At 66.7% G+C, this 12,457-nt stretch carries 12 protein-coding genes; 11 read left to right on the forward strand and 1 reads right to left on the reverse strand.

Annotation, left to right across the window (positions count from 1 at the left end):
* Positions 1-38: 38 nt before the first annotated feature.
* From mftR to ACFWPH_RS02245, 7 genes are all read left to right on the forward strand, one after another.
* Positions 39-626 carry a mycofactocin system transcriptional regulator gene (gene mftR / locus ACFWPH_RS02215; protein WP_378747623.1) on the forward strand — a complete coding sequence of 196 codons (588 nt, stop codon included), beginning with the start codon at positions 39-41 and terminating at the stop codon, positions 624-626.
* 145 nt (positions 627-771) lie between these two features.
* Positions 772-1,680: an STAS domain-containing protein gene (locus ACFWPH_RS02220; RefSeq protein WP_378747624.1), complete on the forward strand. Its 909-nt coding sequence runs from the start codon at positions 772-774 to the stop codon at positions 1,678-1,680.
* Positions 1,681-1,690: 10 nt separating this feature from the next.
* Positions 1,691-2,101, forward strand: coding sequence for an STAS domain-containing protein (locus ACFWPH_RS02225; RefSeq protein ID WP_378747625.1), 411 nt, complete (start codon positions 1,691-1,693; stop codon positions 2,099-2,101).
* Positions 2,091-2,504 (forward strand): anti-sigma regulatory factor, encoded by a 414-nt coding sequence (locus ACFWPH_RS02230; RefSeq protein ID WP_378747626.1) that lies wholly within the window; start codon positions 2,091-2,093, stop codon positions 2,502-2,504. Before ACFWPH_RS02225 ends, ACFWPH_RS02230 begins: the two co-directional genes overlap by 11 nt.
* Positions 2,497-3,144: a SpoIIE family protein phosphatase gene (locus ACFWPH_RS02235; RefSeq protein WP_378747627.1), complete on the forward strand. Its 648-nt coding sequence runs from the start codon at positions 2,497-2,499 to the stop codon at positions 3,142-3,144. The genes ACFWPH_RS02230 and ACFWPH_RS02235 overlap by 8 nt, the downstream gene beginning before the upstream one ends.
* Positions 3,145-3,160: 16 nt before the next feature.
* Positions 3,161-5,500 carry a SpoIIE family protein phosphatase gene (locus tag ACFWPH_RS02240; protein WP_378747629.1) on the forward strand — a complete coding sequence of 780 codons (2,340 nt, stop codon included), beginning with the start codon at positions 3,161-3,163 and terminating at the stop codon, positions 5,498-5,500.
* A gap of 46 nt (positions 5,501-5,546) precedes the next feature.
* Positions 5,547-5,885: an STAS domain-containing protein gene (locus ACFWPH_RS02245; RefSeq protein ID WP_378748211.1), complete on the forward strand. Its 339-nt coding sequence runs from the start codon at positions 5,547-5,549 to the stop codon at positions 5,883-5,885.
* Positions 5,886-6,475: 590 nt separating this feature from the next.
* On the opposite strand, the gene ACFWPH_RS02250 is transcribed toward ACFWPH_RS02245, so the two are convergent.
* Complete coding sequence (locus tag ACFWPH_RS02250) at positions 6,476-7,516, reverse strand: LLM class F420-dependent oxidoreductase (RefSeq protein WP_378747630.1); 1,041 nt, start codon at positions 7,514-7,516, stop codon at positions 6,476-6,478.
* A 129-nt stretch (positions 7,517-7,645) separates the two neighbouring features.
* Between ACFWPH_RS02250 and ACFWPH_RS02255 the strand changes: the two genes are divergently transcribed.
* The 4 genes from ACFWPH_RS02255 to ACFWPH_RS02270 all read left to right on the forward strand — a co-directional run bounded on the left by ACFWPH_RS02255 (position 7,646) and on the right by ACFWPH_RS02270 (position 12,339).
* Positions 7,646-8,305, forward strand: a complete 660-nt coding sequence (locus ACFWPH_RS02255) for a cyclodeaminase/cyclohydrolase family protein (RefSeq protein ID WP_378747631.1) — start codon at positions 7,646-7,648, stop codon at positions 8,303-8,305.
* Positions 8,306-8,523: 218 nt separating this feature from the next.
* On the forward strand, positions 8,524-8,805 hold the full coding sequence (locus ACFWPH_RS02260) for a hypothetical protein (protein WP_378747633.1): 282 nt from the start codon (positions 8,524-8,526) through the stop codon (positions 8,803-8,805).
* Between the two features lie 274 nt (positions 8,806-9,079).
* Positions 9,080-10,231, forward strand: coding sequence for a glycosyltransferase family 4 protein (locus ACFWPH_RS02265; RefSeq protein ID WP_378748213.1), 1,152 nt, complete (start codon positions 9,080-9,082; stop codon positions 10,229-10,231).
* Positions 10,228-12,339: a glycogen debranching N-terminal domain-containing protein gene (locus ACFWPH_RS02270; protein WP_378747634.1), complete on the forward strand. Its 2,112-nt coding sequence runs from the start codon at positions 10,228-10,230 to the stop codon at positions 12,337-12,339. The genes ACFWPH_RS02265 and ACFWPH_RS02270 overlap by 4 nt, the downstream gene beginning before the upstream one ends.
* Positions 12,340-12,457 lie beyond the last annotated feature (118 nt).

The raw sequence follows: 12,457 nt of genomic DNA on the forward strand, positions 1-12,457 counted from the left end.
GTATATCGCACCGACGAAGTCAGCGGCAAAATCGCATCGTGACGGCACAGCATTCGCGAGGACGCCCCCGAGGCACCACCAAGCGCGAACTCGAACTGATCGCCATGCAGATGTTCGATGAACAGGGGTTCGACGAGACCACGGTCGAGCAGATCGCAGCGGCGGCAGGAATCAGCGGACGTACCTTCTTCCGTTACTTCCCTGGTAAGGCCGAAGTCCTCTGGTTCTCATTCGACGACGAGGTCGCCGGGTTGCGTGCCGCCTTCGCCGCCGTAGGACCGGACGAACCAATGATGGCGGCTGTCCGGCGGGTGGTGGTGAACGCCAACCACTATCGAGCCGAGGATGTCGCGGAACTGCGAACCCGGATGAAGTTGGTGGCCGAGGTCCCAGCACTGTCCGCCACCGCTGGTGCCCATTACGACGCATGGGAACGCACGGTGAGCGAGTTCGCGGCCTCCCGGCTGGGCGAACCGGCGGATTCGTTGATCCCGATGGCGGTGGGCCGGACCACCCTGGCTGCCGCTCGTGCAGCCTTCGACGCGTGGCTAGCCCGCGCCGATTCCGATCTGACCGCTTACCTCGACCATGCGCTCGCGGCATTGGAAGGAGGTTTCGTCGTATAGTACGCACCTCAGATCACAACTTATGAGTAACCGGACTCACAGGTTTGACCAGCATGGGAACGAGGGTATGACTAGGCTCGGTATCGGCACGACCGCCGAAGTCACTACCATGTACCGGACCGCCGTCGAAAGGGGCACAAGTTACATGTCCGAGGTGTCCATGGACCTTTCGGCGGACTCATTGGCCGAAGTTCCCGTCGACAAACTGCTCCCCCAGCTCGTCGAACATCTGCGCCAGAACCGCACCGCACTGCGGGAGGAGTGGGCACGGCGCATCAGTGAAGCACGGCTGCTCACAGCGATGACGCCCGAGGAGGTTTTCTCCGAGGCGACCTCGACGTATGACTATTACGTCGAGGTGCTAGAGACCGGAAGTGTCGAAGCACTACAGGGCTACGCCCGTGACCTGTCCGAGCGCATCATCCCGAGAGGGGTGGAAACCGACGAGATCCTCGGCATGGTGTTGCTGCTGCGAGACGTTTTGGCCCGCTCGTTGTTCGAGAAGTACCAATCCAACTTCGACCTCCTCAATGCTGTCCTCGACGCCTACGAGCCGGCCGCGAATCGGATCGCCAACACGGTGGCCATCTCCTTCGTACAAGAACGTGAGCGCGTAATACGACAGCAGCAGGAAGCGATCCGTGAGCTGTCCACCCCAGTGCTCCAGGTACGCGAACAGTTGCTGATCTTGCCGATAATCGGCGTTCTCGACAGTCAGCGGGCCCGGCAGCTCACCGAACAGCTGCTGAGGGCGATACGAGACAACCGCGCGAAGGTTGTGGTCATTGATATCACCGGCGTGCCCGATATCGACTCCACGGTGGCCAACCACCTGGTACAGACTGTGGATGCCTCCGGTTTGATGGGCGCGAGCGTGATCATGACCGGCTTGTCTTCGGAGATTGCGTTGACCCTCGTGACCATTGGCTTGGATCTGTCGAAGGTGAACGCGGTCGGCGATCTGCAGGGCGGCATCGAGGAAGCGGAGAGGTTGCTGGGCTACGAAGTATCCCGTGCAACTGCAACCGAACGCAGCGACCGCGATTCGCGCTGACGGAATCGATATGCCGGTACCGATCCTCAAACAGGGCACATATCTGATCGCGTCAGTACAATCCGCACTCACTGACGCCGACACCGAGCGCCTACAGTCCGACCTGATGAGCCAGGTAAGCAAGTATCGTGCCCAGGGCATCATCGTCGACGTGACAGCCATCGATGTGATGGATTCCTTCGCCGCCAGATCTTTGCGCACTATCGCGCATATGACGCAGCTGCGTGGTGCTGAGACCGTCATCGTCGGCCTGCAGCCCGAGGTCGCCTTCGCTATGGTGCAACTCGGCCTCACCTTCGAGGATATGCACACCGCACTTGACCTCGAGGAGGGCCTGGCTTGGCTGAACCGGAAGGCTTCGGCCAAGCACCGGCACCAGCACCATCACCAGCTCCGAGATGGTCGTGACAGTGGCCGCTGATCGGGTGGTAATCGCGGTGAAGATGTCGAACGACATCGTGACCGCACGTCAGGCCGGGCGTGAGCTGGCCGAGGAACTCGGCTTCACGCTCACCGACCGGACCATGATCTCCACGGCGATCTCCGAGGTCGCCCGGAATATCACCAGTTACGCCGGCAGCGGCGAGATCCGCCTGCAGGTGGCCGAGCGCGACGGACGTCGCGCTCTCGTGGTCCAGGCCAAGGACCAGGGGCCGGGCATCATCGATATCCCGCGCGCCATGGAAGACGGGTACTCCACGGGCCGGGGCCTCGGTTTGGGCCTGCCGGGCGCCGAACGGCTGATGGACGGGATGTCCATCGAATCCGCACCCAATCAGGGCACGTTGGTGGAGATGTGGAAGTGGGTACCCCAGGGTGCATGAGGACGGCTTCATCGGCCGGATCGAATGGGCCGTGGCCGGCCGCGCTCTTCCCGGACAAGATGTTTCCGGGGATCGCTGCGTGGTCCTGGACACCGGTACCGGCTCCGTACTTTTCGCGGTACTCGACGGTCTCGGCCACGGCAGCGCCGCGGCGGCAGCGGTGGATCGCGCAACCCGGATCCTCGGCGAGAACTGTGCCGAACCGTTGGATGTGCTGATGGTGCTGTGCCATCGGGCGATGTCGGACACCCGCGGCGCCGCGGTGACGCTGGCGCTGTTCGGCGCGCAGGAAGCACAGTGGCTCGGCGTCGGGAATGTGGATTCCCAGGTGGTAACCGCGGGACCCACCGGGCCGCAGGTCAGCGCCACCGTATTGCAGAGCGGCGGGATCGTCGGCTACCGGCTGCCACCGAACCTGCAGCCGCAGACCGTGCCGGTGCGCCCGGGCGATCTGCTGCTCATGTCCACCGACGGGGTGGTGGTCGAACCGGACGCGGGTATCGACCTGGCCGCGTCGACGGCGGATATCGCCCGCGAACTCGTGGACCGGCATGCCAAGGACACCGATGACGCACTGGTGCTCGCCGCCCGGGCCCGCGGTGTCGCCCACGACGCCGCGCCCGGACACGAAGCGTCATGACCCGCCGGGGCAGGATATGAGCGAGATCCTGACGGCGTTCCTCGACACCTATGCCGATGCCTTGCGCCGTCATCTCGCCGCGCCCGAACGCGACGGGCTGGCCGAAGCGCACGAACTCGGCCGCCGCGCGCTCGTGGAGGGGATCAGCCTCCTCGACCTCACCGAGCACCACTTCCGGGTGGCGAAACAGGTACAGCTCGAAGCGGATGAGCAGGAAACTGCTGCCACCGGGGCCGCCCGCGCCGACAGCCCGCTGGCCGAGAACGCGCTCGAATTCCTGTTGCAGACCTTGATCACCCTCGATGTGGCCACCCGCGGCTACCTCGACGGCACCCGCCGCTACGAACAGCAGCGTTCCCGCGCCGACGATCTCGCCGGACGCGACGAATTCCGTACGGCGCTGGTGGAATCGCTGCAGGACGGCTTCTTCGTCGCCGACGCCCGCGGCTCGATCATCGAGGTGAACAAGGCTTTCGGTGAGCTCACCGGATACGGCGCCTCGGGCGTGCCCTATCCGATACCGCATCCGTGGTCGATACCGGAGGGACCGCGCTACCCCGATCTGGGGACCGAGGCGTCGCGGTTCGTGGTGCCGATCCAGCACAAGGACGGCCGCCGCCGCTGGATCGGGGTGAGCACCAGCGCACTGGTGCAACCGGACGGCGAGGAACATATCTTCGTCGGCACCGTCCGCGATGTCACCGCCGAACACGACGCCCAGGCCCGCGATCAGGCCGCCAACCGCCTCGCCACCGCCCTGGCCGCGGCGACCACGGTGGCCGAGGTGCTCGAGGTGGGGCTCGACGAACTGCGGCGTACGGTCGGCGCGGAAACCGCGGTGGTGGCCGTCTGGGCCGCGCATCAGGCGCCGGAGGTGCATGCCTCCGGAACACCGCCCACCGGGTCCACGGAGGCGACCGCCACCGGTCTCGAACCCGCCACCGAGGCCATTCTCAAACGCGCGCGACTGCGCCCGGGACGCACCCTCATCGCCGTCCCCGAGGGCGCGGGCAGCGCGGAGGGGATCGTGGCACCGCTGGGGGAAACAGGGGACGCCGCCCTCTGGTTGCGGTTCGCCGTACCGCGGGTGGTCGACGCCGCCGATTGGACACTGTTCTCGCTGCTCATCGGGCATCTCAGTCTCGCCGTACAGCGGGCACGCAACTTCGACCAGGCCCGTTCGACCTCGCTCACCCTGCAGCGGGCCATGCTCGGCCCGATCGAACTCCCACCCCGCTTCTCGGTGCATTACGAGCCCGCGCTGCCGCCGCTCGAGATCGGCGGCGACTGGTACGACGTGGTGCCGCTACCGGACGGGACCATCGGGGTCGTGGTCGGTGACTGTGTGGGGCGCGGATTGTCCGCGGCCGTGGTGATGGGTCAGCTACGCACAGCCGCCCGCGCGCTGCTGCTACGCGGTGCCGGACCGGCGCAGCTGCTCACCGAGCTGGACCCGGTGGCCGCGCGTATCCCCGGGGCCCTGTGCACCACCGTCTGCGCGGCGGTCCTCGACCCGGTACGCGGGCTGGTCCGCTACAGCAATGCCGGGCATATGCCGCCCATCCTGGCCGATGTGGACAAAACCGGCCGGCTGCTCGAGGGCGGCCGGTCCGTCCCGCTGGCGACCTTCGAAACGCTGCGCCGCCCCGAGGCCACCACTCCCCTGCCGCCGGGATCGACGCTGGTGTTGTTCACCGACGGGCTGGTGGAACGCCGCGGCGAGGATATCGACGAGGGTTTCACGAAGATCGCCGAAACTCTGGCCGATGCGGCCGAGAAACTACCGCGCGAGGTGGCCGATTCGGTACTTTCGGCCCTGCGGCCGGACGGCGGATACGACGACGATATCGCCATGGTGGTCTACCGCCAGCCCCCGGAACCGCTGAAACTGGACCTACCCGCCCGGCCCGACCGGCTGACCATGCTGCGACGCAGCCTCACGGCCTGGCTGTGCGCGGCGGCGGTCCCGCACAACCTGACCGCCGATCTGGTCGCCGCGACCAACGAGGCGTGCAGCAACAGCATCGAACACGCCTATCAGGAAGGCGCCGCGGATACCGAACGGGTGATGATCAGCGCCGAATGCGACGGCGACCGGGTGGTCATCGAAACCACCGATACCGGCACCTGGCGGCCCCGCCCCGCAGATCCGGGCCCGCGGGGCCGGGGAATCGATATGATGCGGGCACTCACCGAGGAACTCGAGATCGACCATCCGGGTCCCGGCACCCGGGTGCGGATGTCGGTGACCCTGCCGGCGATCACGTTCCCGGTGGCCAGCGCCCTGCGCGGAACGAACAACCGCTCCCGCGGGGGTACGATGCAGCGAGATCGAGAGGCCCATGGCAGATTGTGATGATGTGACGAACTCTTCCCCGGACGCGAACCCACTGACGGATACGATGACGACTTCGGTCGCCGACCACGACGGCGTCACCGTGCTCACGGTGACCGGCGAGGTCGATCTCGCCACGGCACCCGCCCTGGAGACCGCGATCGACACGGCACTCGACGCCGGCACGGACAATCTGGTCATCGACCTCGCGGCCGTGAGCTTCCTGGCCTCGGCCGGGATGGCCGCACTGGTCGCCGCACATCAGCGCGCCGGGGACAAAACCACCATCGCCCTGGTCGCCGAGGGGCCGGCTACCAGCCGTCAGTTGAAGATGACGGCGCTGGACCAGGTCTTCGATCTGCATTCCACCCTCGACGACGCCTTGGCGAGCGCCCGGGGCGCCTGACCTCACCGCCGCCCCGGCGATCCGCCCGGCTCGACCGGCGGTCGCCGGGACCTGCGGCACCGCACGATTCCCGTAACCGGCGATTCGGATCTGCTCCGGTTTCACATACCGCCCGCAAGAGGACAGGGTCCGCGCATCCCGGGATACGCGGACCACAGCACTCCGAATTCGGGCGAAACTTCCACGGCCACGGCTACGGAGCCCCTGCTCGCGAACAGTCCCCGAACGTGGCCATTTTCTGCCCACGGTTTCGCGGCCACGACCCGAGACAAACCGAGCGAGAATCCACGGGTGCCGAATCGGCGATACGCCGGAGCTTTCCAGGCACGCCGGACCGCCCTGCTCGCCGGCAATCGGACCGGGTCGGCCGGTAGCGGGCATGACGCCTCGGACCGGCCCGGCGATGTCGAATGGACCCCGACCACGATGCCGATCGGCCGTACGAACTGCGGCCGCACACGATCTGCGGCCGATGCGGTTCATCGTCGCCTCAACCGGCGATACGGCAGCACTCCCGGAGTTCGAGGCCGGGCATTCCAGCCGGGTGCGCGAGGCCGTCATCTGCCTCGCGCACCCGGCCGGCGCTCAGGTCAGTCGCAGAGGGTGCGGAGTTGTTCGATCAGCGCAACCCGGTCGGCCGGGGTGGCCGCCAGGGGTGCGACATTGAGGACGGTGACGCCGGCTTCGGCGAAGGCGGCGATACGTTCCTTGACGTATCCGGCGGGGCCGATCAGTGAAACATCCCGGACCAGCTGGTCGGGAACGACCTGGGTCGCCTCGTCCTTCTTCCCCGCGAGGTACAACTCCTGGATGCGGTCGGCCTCGGCGCCGTAGCCGTACTTGGTGGCGAGGGTGTGGTAGAAGTTCTTGCCCTTGGCGCCCATACCGCCGATATAGAGCGCGAGCATGGGTTTGACGAATTCCAGGAGCGGCTCGACGTTCTCACCGATCGCCAGGGCCGGGCCGGCGTAGACGTCGAGCGGGCCGAGATCCGGGTCACGCTTCTGGGTGCCCGCCCGCAGGGCGTCACCGAAGACGGCGTCGGCGCGTTCGGGCAGGAAGAAGATCGGTTGCCAGCCTTCGGCGACTTCCGCGGCCAGAGCGACATTTTTCGGGCCGAGTGCGGCCAGCAGCACCGGGATACGTTCGCGGACAGGATGGTTGATCAGCTTCAACGGCTTGCCGAGACCGGTACCGGCGCCTTCGGGAAGCGGGATCTGATAGTACTTGCCCTGGTAGGTGAGCCGTTCCCGGCGCCATACCTTGCGACAGATCTCGATGAGTTCGCGGGTACGCCCGATCGGCGCATCGTAGGGGACGCCGTGGAAGCCCTCGATGACCTGCGGCCCGGAGGCGCCCAGGCCCAGCACGAAGCGGCCGTCGGAGACGTAATCGAGCCCGGCCGCGGTCATCGCGGTCAGCGTGGGTGTGCGGGTGTAGAGCTGCATGATTCCCGAGGCCAGTTGCAGCCGGGAGGTTTTGGCCGCCAAGTAGCCCAGAGCACTCACCGCGTCGAACGAGTACGCCTCTGGGACGAACACGATATCCAGGCCGGCCCGTTCCAAATCGGCCACTTCGGCCGCGGCTTCCGTGAAGCCGCCCGAATAATTGATGCTCAATCCGATCCGCATGCCCTCAACATAAACCCGGCTACGGGGTGGCCCGGCACCGGCCACGCCGATGGACGCGGTAGGTTGAGGGCAGTAACCCCGTGCGCAGTGCAGCTAACTTCGAGCTACCGTGTCGAGAAAGGCCTGATCGTGTCGCAGCCCACCCAATCGCCCCCACCCACCGAATCCGGTTTCGGCGGATCGCCGATCGGCGACTACCTGGGCGAACTCGCGGCGAAGGTGCCGGCGCCGGGCGGCGGCGCCGTCGCCGCACTACATGCGGCCCAGGGTGCGGCACTGGTCGCCATGGTCGCGCGGTACACCACCCGGGCCAAGGACGTCGAGCACCGGCCGGTCGTCGACCGGATCATCGAGGCGGCCGACGCGGCCCGCGAGCGCGCGCTCGCCCTCGCCGACGCCGATGCCGCGGCCTTCACCGCGGTGGGGGCGGCGTACAAGCTGCCCAAGGAATCCGAGGCCGAGAAGACCGAGCGCGGCACCGCGATCGAGGCGGCACTGCTCGAGGCCGCCCGGGTTCCCGCGGCCGTGGTCGACGCGGCCGACGGTGTACTGGCCCTCGCAGCCGAATTGCTGCCGATCGGAAACCCGAATGTAGTCACCGATATCGGCGCTGCCGGTGCGGCCGCACGGGCCGCCGCGGTGACCTCACAACTGAATATCGAGATCAATCTGGGGTCACTTCCGGCCGCACGCGCCTCGGCATTCACCGAGGTCCTGGGCCGGATTTCGGAAATCGCCGCACGCGCGGATTCGCTACACCAGGAAGTGCTCCATGCGGTCCGTACCTGAAACGCGTGCACATATCTGCACGCGCGAATTAACCAGGTATATGCCGAACTGGGATTATTCGAGATATTAGGAACATCACGGCACGCGTAGAATGGGCGGCGTTCGGAGATATTCACAGCGCTCCACCGCTCGACCCAGGCACCATCGGCTAGACCGGCCGGCGGAGTTCCGGTGGCCGGGAACTGTTTGCTCCAGCTCGACGAGTGCAGGAGGTAACGGTGAGGATCGGGTACACATCGACGCCGGTAGCGGCGGAAGTCTCTGAGCCGGGAATCGATGTCATCACCGAACACGGAGTCGTCTCCAATATCGCCGACTGCTCGGCGGATCCGGGCACTTTGACACCGGGCCAGGCCCGGCGCGCCCACGATATCCACAGACTCTGTTCTCCCGAATGTCTGGTCCGCAGACGCGCCGGCCTGACCCTGGCCATCGCCGCACCGCCGGACCGGCCCGCTTTCGGTATTTCGCCCGGCCGCTCGGCCTGTTACGGCGATTGATATTCCCGCGCGGCGGAGGCGAACAGCCCCGCATGCCGCGCTTCATTCTGCCCGCCGGGATATTCCGGCGTGCTTTCAATAGCTCCACGCGCTCCCAACGAATGGTTCTTGATCAGCTCCACCCATTGGCCGGGCGGCGCTCGACAACTGTCGTGCGGCCACTAAACGAGGAGGAAAGTTGAGCACCATATTCACGAATGCGGAATCCGAATCGGATACTCCGGCGCGAAAACCCCGGCGCGCCCGCTTCGGCGGGGCCGGGCGTAACCACCCGTTGAACATCGTGCTGGTCGCGCCGCCGTATTTCGATGTGCCCCCGGCCGGTTACGGCGGCGTCGAGGCCGTGGTGGCCGAACTCGCCGACACCCTGGTCGCGCGCGGGCACCGGGTGACGCTACTGGGCGCCGGAAAGCCCGGTACGGAAGCGGAATTCGTGCCGGTCTGGGAGACCACTCAGGCCGAACGGCTCGGCGACCCGTTCCCCGAGGTCGTGAACGCGCTGAAGGTGCGGCGCATGGTGGAGAAACTGGCCCGCTCGCGGCATATCGACATCATTCACGACCACACGTTCGCCGGTCCCCTGAACGCCCCTGCCTACGAGAACCTGGGCATCCCGACCGCCGTCACTGTGCACGGGCCGGTCGACAACGATATGTGGGAGTACTACGGCGCTCTCGACGAGCACACCCGCCTGGTGGCGATCAGTGACCGGCAGCGGGAGCTCGCGCCGAGTTTCAACTGGATCGGCCGGGTGCACAACGCCTTGCGCCCGAGCGAATGGCCGTTCCGCACCGAGAAGCAGGACTACGCGCTGTTCCTCGGCCGCTACGCCCCCTACAAGGGGCCGCATCTGGCCCTGCGGGCCGCACACGAAGCCGGGATCAAACTCGTTCTGGCCGGTAAGTGCAACGAGCCGCCGGAGAAGGCGTTCTTCGCCAAGGAGATCGAACCGCTGCTCACCGATACCGACCACATCTTCGGGGAAGCGGATGCGGTCGCCAAACGCGAACTCCTGGCCGGTGCGCGCTGCCTGCTGTTCCCGATCCGCTGGGAAGAGCCCTTCGGCATCGTGATGATCGAGGCGATGGCCTGCGGTACGCCGGTGGTGGCGCTGCGTGGCGGCGCGGTGGAGGAAGTGATCGAAGACGGTGTCACCGGCATCATCTGCGATCATCCGGACGAATTGCCCGCCGCCATCGCGAAAGCGAGCGAACTCGACCCGCATGCCTGCCGCCGCCGCGTCGAAGACTATTTCGGCGTGGATCAGCTCGGTGCGGGCTACGAGGCCGCCTATTACCGCATACTCGATGCATGGGACGAGGCCCACAGCAGGGGCCAGGCACTGTCCGCCGTCGGTATGCGCCGCACCGCGGTACCCGCGATCCGCGCCGACGCCGGCACGACACCGGTATGGAGTAGGGCATGAATGCAACGCCGAGTATTCTCAACTCCGGCCAGCCCGCCGCCATCAATGGCGGCGGGGGGACGGTCACCCTGGTCGAGGCAAGCACGTTCTGCCTTTCCGACCCACTCGGCGATATCCATTCCGGCACTTCGCAAGGACTGTTCTATCGCGATGCGCGGGTGATCTCGCGCTGGGAACTGCGCCTGGACGGCCAGCCCGCCGAACATCTCACGGTGCTCACGCCCGAGGCGTTCAAAGGCAGGTTCATCCTGCGTAAGCCCCCGCGGGCCGGGGTCGCCGACAGCACTGTGCTGGTGGTCCGCCGCCGGCTCATCGGCAACGGGCTCAAAGAGGCCATCTCCGTGCACAATCTCGGTCACGAGGACACGGCGATGACCATCACGTTGTTCGTCGACTCCGATTTCGCGGATCTGTTCGCGGTGAAAGAGGGCCGCAACCACGGCGGCGGCGCCGAACACAACGCCGTCGACGGCGATCTGCATCTGACCGACCACAACGAACCCGGTCGTGGCCTGACCATCACCGCCACCGGCGGGGCGGTCATGCTGCCCGGCACCATCACCTGGCAGGTGGTGGTGCCGGCGCGGGGCCGCTGGGATACCGAGATCCTGGCTCAGCCCGTGGTCTCGCACCGCAGGGTGCAGATGGCTTTCGGTGACGACGAGGACAGCCCGATCAGCCGGCTCAAGGCGTGGCGGGCCACCGCCACCGATCTGACCGCCACCGATCCGGCCTTGTCCGATGTCCTGCAGCGCACCGAGAGCGATCTGGGCGCCCTGCGTATCGACGGCAGTACCGACGGCGCCCCGGCCTATGTGGCCGCGGGCGCGCCCTGGTTCATGGCGCTGTTCGGCCGGGACAGTCTGCTCACCTCCTGGATGGCGCTGCCACTGGATTCGGCGCTGGCGGTCGGCACCCTGCGACGCCTGGCCGATCTACAGGGCACGAAAGTCAATCCGATCACCGAGGAAGAGCCGGGGCGCATCATGCACGAGATGCGGCACGGCCCGGCCAGCGGCCAGGTACTCGGCGGCACCGTGTACTACGGGTCGGTCGACGCCACGCCGCTGTTCGTGATGCTGCTGGCCGAATGCTGGCGCTGGGGCGCCGGGGACGCGGTGGTCCGGGAACTGCTCCCGGCGGCGGACGCGGCGCTGGCCTGGATCGACGAATACGGTGACTCCGACGGCGACGGGTTCGTCGAATACCGACGCAAAACCGATCGCGGGCTGAGCAATCAGGGCTGGAAGGACAGCTTCGACGCGATCAACGACGCGACCGGGCATCTGGCCGAACCGTCCATCGCGCTGTGCGAGGTCCAGGGGTACGTGTACGCGGCGCGGCGGGCCCGCGCCCAGCTCGCCGAATACTTCGGCGATACGGGCACCGCCGAACGCCTGCGCGAACAGGCCGAAACGCTCAAGGCGCAGTTCGACGAGGCCTTCTGGGTCGCCAAGAACGGCTGGTACGCGGTGGCTCTGGACGGCCAGAAGAACCAGGTCGACGCCCTGACCAGTAACGCCGCGCAATGCCTGTGGACGGGAATCGTTTCCGACGAACGCGCCGCCGAACTGATCGAACGGCTCGCCGATGTGGCCATGGACAGCGGTTTCGGGCTGCGCACCCTGGCCGCCACGATGGGCGCCTTCAACCCGATGAGCTATCACAACGGCTCGGTATGGCCGCACGACACCGCCATCGCCGTGGCCGGACTGTTGCGGTATCGGCATATCCCGGGTGCGAGCGAACTGGCCGAACGGCTCACCACCGGCCTGCTCGACGCCGCCGGCGAGTTCGGCGGGCGGCTACCCGAATTGTTCTGCGGTTTCGCCCGCACCGATTTCCGATCACCGGTCCCCTACCCCACCTCCTGTTCCCCCCAGGCCTGGGCGAGCGCCGCCCCGCTGCTGCTGGTGCGCTCTTTCCTCGGCCTGTCCCCGTGTGCGCCGACGCGCACCCTGCGGGTGACCCCGCAGCTTCCGCGGGAATGGGGCAAGGTCGGGCTGACCGATCTGCGATTGGGTCCGGCCACGGTGAGCATTCACGCCGAAGGCTCGACCATGCATGTCCACGGGCTACCCGATGACTGGAAACTTGTCACCGAATAGCAATCGCCCGGTGTGTCTACATCGCAAACGGGTGCCGGGACGATATCCTGGCTGGTTTAGTTGATCATGCCCCCTTAGGATGGACTTCTGTCCACCAGTCCTCCTTAAGGGGTGGAAC

Origin of the sequence: Nocardia sp. NPDC058499 (assembly GCF_042719915.1) — a bacterium.
Classification (GTDB): Bacteria; Actinomycetota; Actinomycetes; order Mycobacteriales; family Mycobacteriaceae; genus Nocardia.